Annotated in this window: 11 protein-coding genes; 4 read left to right on the forward strand and 7 right to left on the reverse strand. The window is 41.2% G+C overall.

Going from position 1 to position 14,728, the window contains the following annotated elements:
• Position 1 precedes the first annotated feature (1 nt).
• The 7 genes from GSQ84_RS05320 to GSQ84_RS05350 all read right to left on the reverse strand — a co-directional run bounded on the left by GSQ84_RS05320 (position 2) and on the right by GSQ84_RS05350 (position 10,188).
• Positions 2-1,174 carry a glycoside hydrolase family 76 protein gene (locus tag GSQ84_RS05320; RefSeq protein WP_158796237.1) on the reverse strand — a complete coding sequence of 391 codons (1,173 nt, stop codon included), beginning with the start codon at positions 1,172-1,174 and terminating at the stop codon, positions 2-4.
• Between the two features lie 56 nt (positions 1,175-1,230).
• On the reverse strand, positions 1,231-2,367 hold the full coding sequence (locus tag GSQ84_RS05325) for a SusE domain-containing protein (RefSeq protein ID WP_158796238.1): 1,137 nt from the start codon (positions 2,365-2,367) through the stop codon (positions 1,231-1,233).
• Between the two features lie 24 nt (positions 2,368-2,391).
• Positions 2,392-4,014: a RagB/SusD family nutrient uptake outer membrane protein gene (locus GSQ84_RS05330; protein WP_158796239.1), complete on the reverse strand. Its 1,623-nt coding sequence runs from the start codon at positions 4,012-4,014 to the stop codon at positions 2,392-2,394.
• Positions 4,015-4,031: 17 nt separating this feature from the next.
• On the reverse strand, positions 4,032-7,361 hold the full coding sequence (locus GSQ84_RS05335; protein WP_254070787.1) for a TonB-dependent receptor: 3,330 nt from the start codon (positions 7,359-7,361) through the stop codon (positions 4,032-4,034).
• A gap of 205 nt (positions 7,362-7,566) precedes the next feature.
• On the reverse strand, positions 7,567-8,766 hold the full coding sequence (locus GSQ84_RS05340; protein ID WP_158796240.1) for a FecR family protein: 1,200 nt from the start codon (positions 8,764-8,766) through the stop codon (positions 7,567-7,569).
• A gap of 94 nt (positions 8,767-8,860) precedes the next feature.
• Complete coding sequence (locus GSQ84_RS05345) at positions 8,861-9,442, reverse strand: RNA polymerase sigma factor (protein WP_158796241.1); 582 nt, start codon at positions 9,440-9,442, stop codon at positions 8,861-8,863.
• Between the two features lie 140 nt (positions 9,443-9,582).
• Complete coding sequence (locus GSQ84_RS05350; protein ID WP_158796242.1) at positions 9,583-10,188, reverse strand: Crp/Fnr family transcriptional regulator; 606 nt, start codon at positions 10,186-10,188, stop codon at positions 9,583-9,585.
• Between the two features lie 151 nt (positions 10,189-10,339).
• Here GSQ84_RS05350 and GSQ84_RS05355 point away from each other — a divergent pair, with 151 nt between their 5' ends.
• From GSQ84_RS05355 to GSQ84_RS05370, 4 genes are all read left to right on the forward strand, one after another.
• Positions 10,340-10,786: a hypothetical protein gene (locus GSQ84_RS05355; protein ID WP_158796243.1), complete on the forward strand. Its 447-nt coding sequence runs from the start codon at positions 10,340-10,342 to the stop codon at positions 10,784-10,786.
• Positions 10,787-10,804: 18 nt separating this feature from the next.
• A complete protein-coding gene (gene mgrA, locus GSQ84_RS05360) occupies positions 10,805-11,800 on the forward strand; it encodes an L-glyceraldehyde 3-phosphate reductase (protein ID WP_158796244.1) in 996 nt (331 codons plus the stop codon).
• A gap of 16 nt (positions 11,801-11,816) precedes the next feature.
• Positions 11,817-13,286, forward strand: coding sequence for a glycoside hydrolase family 30 beta sandwich domain-containing protein (locus tag GSQ84_RS05365; protein WP_158796245.1), 1,470 nt, complete (start codon positions 11,817-11,819; stop codon positions 13,284-13,286).
• 255 nt (positions 13,287-13,541) lie between these two features.
• Positions 13,542-14,693: a glycoside hydrolase family 76 protein gene (locus tag GSQ84_RS05370; RefSeq protein WP_254070788.1), complete on the forward strand. Its 1,152-nt coding sequence runs from the start codon at positions 13,542-13,544 to the stop codon at positions 14,691-14,693.
• Positions 14,694-14,728: the final 35 nt, after the last annotated feature.

The raw sequence follows: 14,728 nt of genomic DNA on the forward strand, positions 1-14,728 counted from the left end.
TTTATTGAATAATAGCTTCTGCTTTTAATTTCGCTGCTGCCTCGATCATGATTACGCCACTTAACTGGGTAGTCAGATCTGTACTTCCGGAAGGAAGTTTCGTCCAATCCGGACTGATCATCAGGGATGGCCTGGCAATTCCTTTAACATAAAGAGACTGTGCATTCTTTTGTAAGAAACTGGCATATTTGGCTTTGTCGGTAGCATCCAGATCGGGTAATTCCGCCAGCAATGTCAGGTAACGTATAGCTACTCCTTTAAACAGTCCACCATCACCTTGTCCCTCGCTTTTAAATATTCCGTTTACTGTTAAATTCGGATCAACGATTGCATTATTAGCTGTACGGATAGCATCCTGAAGGTAAGCCGGATCTTTGGTAATCGTATACATCTCAATAGCAGAACCAATAAACAAACCCTGATCATAAGTAAACACCCAATTGTCTACCTCCCCATCCTGGTTTCTGTTAATTCCATCCAGCACCTCACCTGAGGTAGCATTTACCAGGGTAGCTTTCATCCAGTCATAGAGGCTCTTGGCCAGCGTAAGGTCTTCAGCTTTGCCCTGTAGTTCATATAACCTGGCAGCCAGAATAGTGGCATTACCGGTTGAAGGGATATTTTTATAATATAACTGTGTTCTTTGCCAGGCGATTCCACCTCCTGCAACGGTATTGGAGCCGCCTTTTATTTCGGTATATAAGAGCTGGGCGACGCTCAAATAATCGGCGTCATTAGTTTCTTTGTATGCCCTGAGACTTGCATTGGCAAGCCAACCCATGTCATCATAAAATTCATTAGGATAGGCCCCGCCATTGGTTGTTTTTATACCAGTCAGCAATGTTTTCATACGCTGCGTGTAAACAGCATTTTTAGTTCTTAAATATCCATCTGTTAAAACATCCAGCATATGCGCATTAGGCCAATAATTGAAGGTATTATTTCCGCTATTGTTCTGGATAAAATAGTTGCGGTCTGCCGAGATAAAGGCTACATAAGTGCCAGCCTGCAATGAATCACTGAGTAAAGCATAATTATAACTCACATTACTTACCGGAGTAACAGGACCTATTGGGGTGACAGCAGGATCACTGCTTTTGGAACATGCACTTAGAACCAGTGCAGCAACAAACAACTGTACAGCTGTGAAGTAATTAGAATATTTGGTTTTCATGATTTTTTAGATGAATTAAAAGCGTTACAACTTCATGCTGCAACGCTTTTAATAATTTATTTTATAGTAACGCTGTTGGTGTAATTAGGTATTGTCGGGCTATAGTTCACATTGACATTACAATTCTTATTATTTACAGATGGGTCGAGTTTGTAACAAAAATCAAATTGCGAATTGTTTACAGGATACATATACCAGTAAGATAAAGCGGTACTGCTGTTGGGATCTGAATTATCAGAGTTCACACTTCCATACCATTCTGTAGACTGTACGCCAGCAGAATTCATGACAACAAACTGGTACTTATAACGGCTGTCAGCTCCATATGACTCTTGCGGGATCGCTATCGGTGTATTATCAATTTCCCACTGACTGTTTCCAATGTAAGGTAATTTAAACGATATCGAATTGTTTGGAGCAGACCAGAAACCTACGGATATAATCTGCGTAAGTGTAGCAGAAGCCGTACTGAGATCTATTGAAATGCGGTAAACATTTTTGCTGCCGCTTACCGTTGTAGTTCCGCCTAACTGAACACTATTTGTATTTTGTATAGAGTATACAGTGGGCGTTCCCGTGGTTTTATCAATTAAGGTATATGTACCTGCCTGTAAAGAAGTATACAATTCAAAAATACCGTCACCTGTCTTTTTAAAGGCTAAAGCTTTGGTTGCATCAGCACCCTGCTCTGTAGCTGTTCCTGTTAGAAAAAGTGTGGCAGGAAGTACGGCAAAACCAGCAGGCCTTGTTACCTGGATAATATGACTGGCTGTACTTACTTTAGCATTGGTTGCCTTGGAAACGATAACTGCCCACTTAAATGTTCCGCTGCTGGACGACTGAATACCAGCCAGGGATGCAACGGTATTCAGGATCTTTTGGGTAATTGTTGCCTGGGCCTGGAGACCAGAACCATCAGAAAGCACTTTATAGAGGGGCTTACTGAAATCACCGTCTGCTTTATCAAAAGCCACTTCATACAACACCAGGTCCTGAGTTGTACTGGGAGCCCATTGAAAGACTACACTTGGCCCTGTTGCAGGCTGCAGGCTGATGCTGGTCTGATCTGCCGGTGCATTTAACGTAGTTACAGGATTAACATTAGTATCCAATGGCTTAACATCCTTTTTGCAGGAAGTAAAAGCAATGGCGACCAACATAACCATAAAGCTTAATTTTATATATGTCTTCATTTTTTTTCGATTAATGGTTATGAATTAGTAGCCTGGATTTTGGGTTAGGTTGTTATCAAGATTGATCTCAGATTGTGGTATAGGCCACAAATAGTTCTTTCCCGGATCGAATTTGCGTAACTGAACCCTGATATAACCATTATCTACAGTTGGATCGCCAAATTTGGCACCATGAGCATAACCGTTTAATACTGTTTCAGAAAGTTTATACCTACGGATATCTTCTGTCCTGGTACCTTCCATCGCTAACTCTGTCCTTCTTTCCCTTCTAATGATATTCACCATATCGGTATTGTTACCTGGGTAGGCCAAAGCATTAGGGTCAGTAAAACCAGCCCTTTGTCTCAACACCATGATCGTTTTATCCCATACCGTGGCATTCATTTGTCCAAGACTATTTTCAGCTTCCGCATAATCCAGCAGCACTTCTGCCCATCTGATCAGGTGCAGGTTTAAACCTGAAACAAAACCTGCTAGGTGATTGGGATCAAAATATTTTCTCCAGTAATAACCTGATGCAGAAACAGCTTCATTTCCAATGGCATACTCATTTAAAGGTGGTTTATTCGGATCGGAACCAGGTTTAATGTAGATGATCTGTGTAGTACCATCCGGGTTCAGCCATTTATACTGATCATAAACGATTGTTGCGGTTAGCCTTGGATCCCTGTTCACATAAGGGTTATTTTCGTTGTAACCTGAAGCAGCATCCGTGATGGGTTTTCCATTCGCCATGATATAATCATTCACGAGCTCCTGGGTTGGTGCCAGACTGTTAACACGGGCGCCAGTAGATATAGGTGCAAAGTCAAAGTCGTCTGCCCATGTCCTGCCTGCTGTTCCGGATACAAATTGCAGAGAGAGCATGGACTCTGTATTTGTTTTATTAACTGTTGCATTGCTAAACAAGCTGCCGTAATCACTGGCTAGCGCATAACTGCCATAGGTAGCCTGATTATTCATTAGTTTTTCACAAATGGTAACTACATCTGCCATCCTGTTACCTTCATATAATAACACGCGGGCTTCTAATGCCAAGGCTGCACCATTCGTAATTCTGCCATTCTGAGCGGCTGTATACTTATCTTTTGACGGCAAAACAGCGGCCGCGGCTTCCAGTTCAGTAAGAACAAAATTTAATACAGTGGCCCTTGGGCTTCTGGCAATTACCTTGGCCTGGTCTGGTGTGATCACTCCGGTGATCAGTGGCACATCGCCCCACCATTTCATTAAATTAAAATAATGCCAGGCCCTGATAAAACGCACTTCACCTTTCATGCCGGCAATCACATCAGCAGTCAGGGTTTTATTCTGGTCTACGTTAGCCAAAAACAGGTTGCAGGAATTTATTCCCGAATAGTAATAGGTCCAGTCGGAAAGAAATTTTGTTGTGGAGGCATTAAAACTTCCGCTTGCAATTGGGTCATTAGTGCTATAGGCATTATCAGACATGTCATCATTAAAAAAATAAAGAGCGCTGGTATACATCAGGCTGTAATTGTTATTTAATGCGCCATTAACGTTTAAACTGGTTGTCCAGAAATTTAAGTCTGTAAATTTATTTTCAGGTGTCTGATCGAGCTTTTTACAACTGCTTACAGCAAGCAGGGCAAGCGTTGCAAAGAATAATTTTTTAAAATATTTCATGATATATATTTTATGTGTTAAAATGTCAAGTCTAATCCCATTCCATAGAAAATAGGCAATGGATAAGCACGTCCACTATTAGAAGCAGCACCTAATCCTGTGTTGCTATCAAATTCTGAAGTTTCAGGATCTATAAATTTCAGCTTAGTTAGCGTATATAGATTTTGTCCTATAGCAGATATCCTCAGTTTTTCTATCCCTGCTTTTCTGGTCATTTTTTTAGGGAAGGTATAACCGATGTTAACATTTTTTAACCGTGCATAAGCCGCATTGAGGCTGTAGATATCTGAGCCATCTCTCCAGTTGTTGGTATTGGAATCAGATCCGATAGCGGCAAGTCTTGGATATTTGGCACCTGGATTTGATGGGGTCCAGAAATCAGTCTGATTTTCAAAGAGGGTATTTCCATAATTGTAATGGAAGGGTTCCATATCTTCACCTCTGATAAATTCTGTCCGTTTACCCACTCCCTGTATAAATATGGAAAGGTCAAATCCTTTTACTGCAACTCTGTAGGTAAAACCAAAAGTGAATTTTGGAAAGGGATTGCCCAGTGGCACCATATCCTTCTGGTCAATCACACCGTCGTGGTTTTGATCAACATATTTCAGGTCGCCAGGTGCAAGGGTAAGTCCCGTTGGTTTTGCAGAACTTTGTACTTCTGCTTCGGTCTGGAATATGCCTGCTACTTTATATCCATAATATTGTGTAACAGGGCCGCCTACTTCTCTCAGCAATGAATATTCGCCAAGATTATTGATCTGTTGGGTAGCACCATAGCTAAACGCCAGCAGTTTATTGCTGCTATTGGCAATATTAAAGCTGAAGTTATGCGTAAACTCATTTGTTTTGAAGGTATAAGCTACAGTAGCTTCCCATCCGCGGTTTCCAACTTTAGAGATATTATAATCCGGGAAACCCGCACCAAAAAGTGCCGGAACATCCGAACGCGGGGCAAGGATATCCTTGGTTACTTTATTAAAATAATCGAATGATACATTTAATTTGTTATCCAGGAAAGCCGCATCCATCGCAATATTCAGCGTAGCCGCCCGCTCCCAGGTTAAATCTGGATTACCTAAATTATAACCCGATCCGCCTACCACGGAATTGTTAAAACCATAGGCATTCTGATACGGGAAATAGGTGGTTTGATATTGATAGGCATTTACATTCTGGTTTCCTAAAACACCATAAGAAGCCCTGAACTTTAAGGTATTTACTACATTCTTAATCGATTTCATAAACGACTCTTCTGAAGCTACCCATGAACCTGAAATAGATGGAAAGAAGCCCCATCTATGGCCTGCTGCAAATTTTGAAGACCCATCCTCCCTAAAATCGCCTTCCAGGAGATAGCGGTCTTTATAGGAATAGTTTAAACGCCCAAAAAAGGAATCCAGACTGGTTGCTGAGGTTATATTATTGGGGCCATTGTTACTATTGTAAGAACTGGAGGCATCCAGGATAGTTCCCGTAGTAGGGATACCCAATTGCGGATCTGTATATAGCTCCTGCAATTGAAAACCAGATGAACTATACGACTCATTGGATATGCCTAACAGCACTTTAAATTTATGGTCGTTGATCTGTTTGTTGTATTCCATGAATACCTGAGAGTTTAACAAAAGCTGTTTAGAACTGTTGTCAAATACCGGCAGGTTATCCCCTGAAACACCCGAAGGGTAATTATTAACCTGTAGTGTTCTCGAATAATCGCTGTTATCCGTAACCGTAGCACCTACTATTCCGGTTAATTTAAGGTCTTTGGTGATGCTCAGCTGTCCGTTTAGCGTACCAAAAAACTCATCATTATTGGTTAAGTTGTAACCACCCTGCTCTATTGAGCCCAATACATTGAATTGTGAAGCTACAGGATTAGTCAGGTAACGTCCCTGAGCGTCCTGCCAGCTATAATTGTAAGGCACACGGTCAGCATCTGCAAAAATATTATTATCACCTGCCGTGTTTGTTTTGTTCTGTGTTTTGCTATAACTTAAGATCAGGTTCACTTTTAACTTCCCGATAATGGAAGTCTGATTCATACGCAGATTATATTTCTGATAACCAAAGGCGCTTCCTGAACCACCGTTACCATCAATATTACTTCCCTGGTCCTGGTAACCACCAGAAATAAAGTAAGAACTGGTAGGGCCACCTCCGCTAATCGCTACATTATAAGATTGCAAGGGCGCATTTCTCAGCACATGTTGTGCATCCCAGGTACCATTACCCTGATCCTTTAACTGCTGGATCTGCTCTGGGGTATAGGCAGGTGGTAAACCTGAATTAACCAGGGATTCATTTTTATAATAGGCATTATCCGAGGCGTCTACCTTTTTGAGGAGCACATCCGGATGCTGAATGCCGTAACTGTTATTAAAACTTATTGACGGTTTCTGATTAACGCTACCGCTTTTGGTAGTTACCAAAATAACCCCATTAGCCGCACGAGATCCATAGATGGCAGCCGATCCGGCATCTTTTAAGATGGAAACGCTGGCCACATCATTTGGGTTTAGCGTGTTGATATTTCCACCAACAATACCATCGATTACTACCAACGGCGAGTTGTCACCTGTAGTACCTACCCCACGAATGTTCAGGTTAGGAGTGCTACCAGGGTCAAGTGAATTTTGCTGGATGATTAAATTTGGTGCTTCTCCCTGTAAGGCCTGCAATACATTCAGTACCGGCTTATCTTCAATATCTTTTGCCGTTACCTGATTTACAGCACCTGTTAACGACATTTTGGTTTGTGTACCATAACCCACTACTACCACTTCGTTCAGATTTTTATTGTCTTCCTTCAGTTTAACATTGATTGAATTACTATCTGAAACCGGCATTTCCTGTACTACAAAACCAATAAAAGAAAATACAAGGACAGCGTCTTTATCAGCCACAGAGATTGCATACTTTCCATTGGAATCTGTACTAACCCCATTTTGAGTACCTTTTTCTTTAATACTTACTCCAACTAAAGGTCCTCCGGTATCATCGGTGACCTTACCTGTAATCACCTTTTTCGTAGCCTTAATACCTGGCGTTACAGGTTTTTTAGTAATTAGAATGGAGTTATTTTCAATGCTGTACACCAAAGGCTGGTTAGCAAAGCAGACATCCAGGGCTTGTTTTAAGCTCATATTCTGGAGATTTAAAGTTACAGGTCCCGACTGCTTTAAATCGTCTGCATTATACAAAAAGTCATAACCCGTTTGGGTCTGAATCTTTTCAAAAACCTCTTTAATCGTCGCGTTCTTGACTTTTAAAGTAACCTGCTGTGCGTACGTTGCTGCAGAGACCTGTAAGATGGTCGCTGTGAGCAAAACAAGGGTTAATTTCATGATGAGCAATGGTTTATACATATAGCAAGGGAGCTTCCTATAGGTGAAATCGGTAAAATTTTTATACATTTGGTTGCTTGGTTATTTGATTAATCGTGTTAGCTACAATTGATTGGGATTATCTGGCAAAGCCCTTGGGCGGATAACCAGGGGCGGTTCGAACGCTCCTGGTTAATTATGTTTACAGATAACCGTTTTGAATGAATTACTCCATAACAGTTATCCTCCTCCCTATGATTTTAAAATGAACTTTTCCAACTCTTTCCAGATGATGTAACAGTTCAACAATACTTTTCGACCGGAAATATGTTCCTCCAAAATTTTGATCTGTGATGGTACCCTGATAATCAATATCCACATCATACCAGCGTGAAACCTTTTTCATGATATTTCTGATATTCTCATCGTTAAAGGTGAAATATCCGTTCTTCCAGGCCATGACATCATCAATATTGGCTGCAGACACAGCAATATGATCAGAGCTGTAATTAACCACAGCCTGTTGCCCGGGAATGATGAATAATTGCGATTTATTTTTTGTGACTTGTACAGATCCTTCTAATAACGTAGTTGTAATCTGCTCTTCATCACTGTAGCCCGAAATATTAAAGTGGGTCCCCACCACTTTAACCTCTACCGAGTTGATATCTACATAAAAAGGCTTATGTTTATCTTTTGTGACTTCAAAGTAGGCTTCGCCAGTTAGTTTAACATGGCGCTCGTTACCAGTAAAGGCTACAGGATAACTGATGGAAGATGCTGCATTTAACCAAACTTTGGTGCCATCCGGTAAAACAACCTGGTATTCGCCACCCTTGGGAGTAGTTAATGTATTATAGTTTTCTTTATTATCTGCAGCCTGCAAAGTATTTTTGCCATGGTATACAATTTCTCCGCTTCGTGTTTTAACTACGCTACTACCACCAGCTTTGGCCAGTACGCCATTTCCTGCGTCTTCAAGCAAAATAACGCGTCCGTTACCCATAACCAGGGTTGCTTTTTTACTACCTGGCACAATAACAGATGATGGATTTGCAGCGAGTTGAGCTGGAATTTTTGTTGGACGGCTGTGGCGGACTGCAAATAATCCTAAGGTTGAAACTATTAAAATTGCCGCGGCAATTTGCAACCAGGATTTTTGATAAAATTTAATGATTTCAGGTTCAGGGACAGCTGCAGTTTTTGTAAATCTTGGATCTGATTTAATACGAATTAGCACATCGTCGGACTGTTTTCCTTTGAATACAGGCCCCTCATCCAGCCTCAGTAATCCTTCTTCTATAAGATCTGTGACTTCATCAGTACTGGCATTATTTAAATAATTTAACAAATCGTTACCATCAGCACTGTTGATTGTGTTATCGAGGTACTCCCGTAATAAACGGCGTAACGTTTCTTTTTTCATATTATATTTGGTTAGTGTCCAACCGGGGAGGCTGGCTTTATAAGTAGAGAACACGCCAAACAGGCGATAGGACTAGTTGAAAAATAAAAAAATATTATCGACGGAAAAATAATAGGCTGAGATAAACAAAATCAACCGCATTAAGGTGGGACCTTAATGTTTTTAAAGCCTCAACCATGTGGTTTTTTACCGTATTTGGGGAGATATTATGTTGTTCGGCAATCTCTTTATAAGAGAGCCCATCCACGCGGCTCAGCTTGAACACCAGCTTTTGCTGACGGGGTAATTTTTCAATAATCCTTTCTGCATATTGCTCCAGATCACGCACAAATATTTCTTCTTCTGTATTATTGTGCCCCTCTGCAACAGAGTGGAATAGTTTTTCAGCAAGGTCTGTTGATTTGCAGATTTGTCTTAAAGTATTCAATGAAAGCCGCTTTGCAATGACAAATAAATAAAGCCAGATGTTGCCATCAGCATCTAGTTTTTCTCTACTCAGCCAAAGGCTAATAAAAGTTTCCTGAACGATCTCTTCACTTTGCGCTCTGTCTTTGAGAAAACGAAATGCAATTCTATAAACCTTTTCACTGTAAAGATCATAGATCGTTGTAAATGCAGACTCATTGCCTGCAATTAACTCTTTAATACTGCTCCCGTCAATAAATTTGTTATTCACCTTTCGCAAAATAAATATATTTGGTGAGTTAAATCTAACAAATTATTTTTTGTCTTGACAAAATATTTATAATAATAATACAGTCAGATGATATTTGAATTGAGCATGGTAACAAGCTTTTCCGGAGAATCAGAAATCCCTTATTCAGGCTTCTGCGGTACTTCTTCTGATTTTTTGGCATTTTTTGTCCTTAGTTTACTTAAAAATTCTGCCGAAATACCCAGATACGAAGCAATGTAGTGTTGTGGTACCCTTTGTGGGATAGTGGGATACCGCTTAACAAACTCCAGGTATTTTTCCATCGCAGTTCTGGAAATTGTTTTATACAAACGCTTTTGCATAACTGTAAGATGCCGCTGCAGCATCAATCGAAACATCCGTTCCAACTTAGGTATACTGGACAGCAGTTGTTCCTTCGAGTCGCGGGTTAAGATCAGCAATTCGCAATCCTCCAGGGTTTCAATGTACATATCACAGGGAGACCGGTCCTGGAAACTGGCCAAATCGCTTACCCACCAATCTTCAATAGCAAATTGTAAGGTAACCTCAGCCCCATTCCCGTCTATGATGTACTCGCGTATACAACCTTTATTTACATATGCTTCAAAATTGCAAACATCGCCGGCTTGCAGCATGCGGGTCCTTTTAGGTACTTTTCGGTATTCCAATATGGAATTAAAAAGGACAGTTTCTTCCGGCGTTAAACTTACCGAGCGTGCCGCATATTCATTAATATTTTGAAACATGATTCAAATGTAAGTTTTGATCTGGTTATAGCAACTAATCTTCGCCCGTAATAATTTCATTTCTTGTTCCAGTTCAATGGATTTTCAGGAAAGATGCTTCAAATTTACAGGATTAAATTATCCGATAACTACAATAAACCTTTACATTCACATGGGCGAACAGAATTTAGATGCCATCATCAACAGTGCTTTTATTGAAATTGAAAAGCTGATACCAGCTTATATGAAGGAGGAGGCCGACCGGTCGATTTCTAACGGGAACCTGGCTGTCTGTATCATTGCCAGTGACGGAACTGTTTATGGAAAGTTATTTGGCACCGATAAAGCACGCTTACGTTCGTCTTATAAATTAGCCTGGACTAAGGCCAGCCAGGTTTGGCTAACAGGCGTTAAAACCGGCGAATATGAACGAATGGTTTTTAATAAAGAGGTTGAAGAAGACAGCAACGGCATTGACGCACCTGACCTAATAGGATGGGAAGGCGGACAGCCTTTGATTTTGCCTGACGGAACAAAGCTTTCGGTAGGCTTTAGTGGCTTTCGAGGAGTAACCGATCTGGAAATTATGCTGAAGGCATTCGACCTGTACACGAATTAATCAATTATAAAGAATAATATGACTTATCTACCCAAACCAAGCCGTTACCAGGACATGGAATATCGCCGTTGCGGCAATAGCGGACTGAAACTACCAGCCGTATCACTCGGTCTGTGGCATAATTTCGGTGGCATCGACAGCCTTGAAAATGCCCGTAACATCCTGCGATTAGCTTTTGATAGTGGCATTACCCATTTTGACCTGGCCAATAATTACGGCCCTCCTGCCGGTTCGGCAGAAGAAACTTTCGGACATATCTATAAAGATGATTTTAAACGCTACCGGGATGAACTGGTGATTTCAACTAAAGCCGGCTGGGGAATGTGGGAAGGCCCTTATGGCGACCTGGGTTCAAAGAAATATCTGGTGGCAAGTCTTGATCAAAGTTTAAAACGTATGGGACTGGATTATGTAGATATCTACTACCACCATCGCCCTGATGCTGAAACCCCTTTAGAAGAAACTATGGGCGCATTAGACCTTTTGGTTCGCCAGGGAAAGGCTTTATATGTAGGTATATCAAGTTATAGTGCTTCAGAAACAGAGAAAGCCATTGCTGTGCTGAAAGATTTAGGCACCCCTTGTTTAATTCATCAGCCTAAATATTCGATGTTCGACAGATGGGTTGAAGGAGGTTTACTCAATGTTTTGGGCAATGAAGGTGTGGGCTGCATTCCATTTTCGCCACTTGCACAAGGGTTGCTCACCAATAAATATTTGAAAGGTATTCCTGAAGGATCAAGGGCTGCAATGCACCGTGGTAATGGCGCTATTGATGAGGACGCCATCACAGATGATAAGATAGCCAAAGCTGTTAAACTGAATGAACTGGCAGAACAGCGCGGACAAAACCTGGCGCAAATGGCCCTTTCCTGGATACTTAAGGATAAGCGCATCACGTCAGTATTAATTGGCGCAAGCAGGCCTGAGCAAGTTACCGATTCGATTGGCTGTTTATCTAATACTTCTTTTACAGACGAAGAGATTAAGCTGATCGATACTATACTCGCCTAAATTAACCAAACCAAATATGAAAAGAGAAGTTTACAGGACAACGTTATGCGTTGTCCTCTCCCTGTTATCAACGGGTTTTGCCCGTGCACAAAATACATCCTCATTTGCTGTTGATGGCAAGACAGCCAAAGTGTATGTAACGGCTAAAAATACAGACGATAAGATTAGTCAAACCGAAACGCTTCAATTTTCCGATTACCCGCAGCCCCTTGAAAAGGAGATCACCATTTTTGTCGATCCTTCGAAAACCTTTCAGACGATGCTTGGCATTGGCGGGGCTCTGACAGATGCTTCGGCAGAGGTATTTTACAAAATGCCGAAGAGTTTACAACAGGAATTACTCACCGATTATTATGATAAAAATAAAGGAATAGCTTATACTCTTGGACGTACCAATATCCAGAGTTGCGATTTTTCGAGTGACACCTATGCTTATGTAAAAGATGGGGATGTGGCCCTGAATACTTTCAACATCAGTCATGATATGAAATATCGTGTACCTTTTATCAAAGAAGTACTGGCTGCTGCCGGCGGAAAACTGACTCTTTTTGCTTCTCCATGGAGTCCCCCTGCCTGGATGAAGACTAATAATGAGGTTTTACATGGTGGTAAATTAAAGCCAGAGTATGATCAAAGCTGGGCCAATCTTTACGGCAAGTTCATTAGTGCCTATGAAAAACAAGGCATTCCAATATGGGGCATAACTGTACAGAACGAGGAAATGGCCAGCCAAACCTGGGAATCGTGCATTTATACCGCCGAGGAAGAACGTGATTTCATCAAGAATTTTTTAGGCCCTTCCATGAAAAAAGCAGGTTATGGTGATAGGAAGCTCCTGATATGGGACCATAACCGCGACCTGATGTACCAGCGCGTTAGCACTGTACTGGAAGATCCTGAAGCTGCCAAATATGTATGGGGCGTTGCCTACCATTGGTATGAAGATATCGCTGCAAAAGGCGCAGGAATGAACTTCGAGAATGAAAGACTGGTAGCCCAGACTTTTCCTGATAAGCCTTTAATGCTTACTGAAGGCTGTGCTGCAGATTTTGATCCCGCGAAATTTACCGACTGGAGTTTTGGAGAAAAATATGGACAATCGATGATCAATGATTTTAACATAGGTACAGTAGCCTGGACCGACTGGAATGTTCTTCTTGATGAAAAAGGAGGCCCTAACCACGTGGGTAATTTCTGTATGGCACCAATTCATTATGACACCACAACAGGTAAGCTGATTTACACCAATGCCTATTATTACCTGGGTCAGTTCTCTAAATTTATACACCCGGGAGCGAAACGTGTAGCAAGTTCATCCAGCCGCAATAACCTGCTGACCACTGCTTATATGAACACCGATGGCAAACTGGCTGTGGTAGTAATGAATAAAACTGATGCAGATATTGATTATTCACTGTGGATAAAGGGTAAAGCTGCGAAAACGAAAAGCCTTGCACATTCCATTGCAACGGTGGTTATTCAATAATTGAATGTGAAAGATATTTTTATTTGGATGAAATTGTTAAACATTGGATGATGAATCCAATATTTAACAATTTCATCCAAATAAACAGTCTAACTTTACTTTTTTTTCTCAAAAACTACTTACCTTTCATTGGCTGAAAATGCTAACCAGATATAACCAATAATTAAAGTAAGTATGAAGGGGAAAAACAATAGTTTTTGTGGTCTGATGTACCCATCCGGCCAAAACATTAACACCACAAAAAAGCTGTTTGCTATGATAGCATTAGGTGCTTTAACTATCGCCATCGGCTGTAAGAAAGATGAGTCTGCCAGTCAGGCTCCAATAAAGGGAGTGATTGCTCAATCAAATATTACCGCCCAGACTGCCGTTGTATTACCGGCCAAAAGTGAAGCATTGTTAGCCATGCAGGTTTACAATAATCACTTTTACAATCAATATGGCACTTATGGTACATCCTACAAAGCTTATTATTGGAAAGATGACAACCATACCGGCCGCATGGATTTTTGGACACAGCAAGAGTCGATCGAAATGCTGATTGATGCTTACAACATCAATCCAAGTACGGATTTGAAAAACCAGATCTCTTATCTGTATAACGGCGTAAGAGATGGATATGGCTTACTCTGGTCTAACAACATTTACAATGACGATGTGGTCTGGGGTTCATTGATGTGCATCAGGGCTTTTAAGATAACCAACGACGGTGGCATGTTGGACATGGCAAAGAACAATTTTAACATGATGTGGAACCGTGCCTGGGATACGCAGTCTTTGGGTGGCGGTTTATGGTGGACTACGGATAACCAAACGAAAAACACTTGTGTAAATGCACCTGCGGCGATATGCGCAATGCTGTTGTATCAAGCTACAGGTGATACAACTTATAAAACCAAAGCCAAGCAGATTATGGATTGGATGGTTTTAAAACTATATGATGCATCAACAGGTGAGGTAAAAGGCGCTATCGATAAAACCGGTACCATTACACAAGGAGCGCTTTCTTACACTCAGGGAACTTTTATAGGAGCCTGTGATCTTCTGCGTGCAGATTACCCTGCCGTTAATTATCTAAAAATGGGTTCGAAAGCGATGGATTACGCACGCAATAGCATGTGTAACACATCAGGGGGAATCCTGAATGATGAGAACGACAATGGTGATACTCAGGGAATGAAAAGTATTTTTGCACGCTGGGCTTGCCTGTTTGTAAAAAATACAGGCACTGCAGGTAATTATGGCGCCTGGCTGGATGCAAATGCTTCTCAGGCCTGGTCAATCCGGAATTCACAGGGACTCATGTGGAACATATGGAGTACCAGAACGCCTGAAGGTGTACTCAATGCTTTTGAGACTACCTGTGGCGTTGCCATGATGAATGGTATTTACTATTATCATCAATAATCTATTTGATTAAAGATAATATTAACCAAAGTCGC

This window comes from Pedobacter sp. L105, assembly GCF_009765875.1.
GTDB lineage: Bacteria > Bacteroidota > Bacteroidia > Sphingobacteriales > Sphingobacteriaceae > Pedobacter.

Coding starts and splice junctions, on each gene's coding strand:
- GSQ84_RS05320 (WP_158796237.1), bottom strand. CDS start 1,174: ATGAAAACCAAATATTCTAATTACTTCACAGCTGTACAGTTGTTTGTT.
- GSQ84_RS05325 (WP_158796238.1), bottom strand. CDS start 2,367: ATGAAGACATATATAAAATTAAGCTTTATGGTTATGTTGGTCGCCATT.
- GSQ84_RS05330 (WP_158796239.1), bottom strand. CDS start 4,014: ATGAAATATTTTAAAAAATTATTCTTTGCAACGCTTGCCCTGCTTGCT.
- GSQ84_RS05335 (WP_254070787.1), bottom strand. CDS start 7,361: ATGAAATTAACCCTTGTTTTGCTCACAGCGACCATCTTACAGGTCTCT.
- GSQ84_RS05340 (WP_158796240.1), bottom strand. CDS start 8,766: ATGAAAAAAGAAACGTTACGCCGTTTATTACGGGAGTACCTCGATAAC.
- GSQ84_RS05350 (WP_158796242.1), bottom strand. CDS start 10,188: ATGTTTCAAAATATTAATGAATATGCGGCACGCTCGGTAAGTTTAACG.
- GSQ84_RS05355 (WP_158796243.1), top strand. CDS start 10,340: ATGGGCGAACAGAATTTAGATGCCATCATCAACAGTGCTTTTATTGAA.
- mgrA (WP_158796244.1), top strand. CDS start 10,805: ATGACTTATCTACCCAAACCAAGCCGTTACCAGGACATGGAATATCGC.
- GSQ84_RS05365 (WP_158796245.1), top strand. CDS start 11,817: ATGAAAAGAGAAGTTTACAGGACAACGTTATGCGTTGTCCTCTCCCTG.
- GSQ84_RS05370 (WP_254070788.1), top strand. CDS start 13,542: ATGATAGCATTAGGTGCTTTAACTATCGCCATCGGCTGTAAGAAAGAT.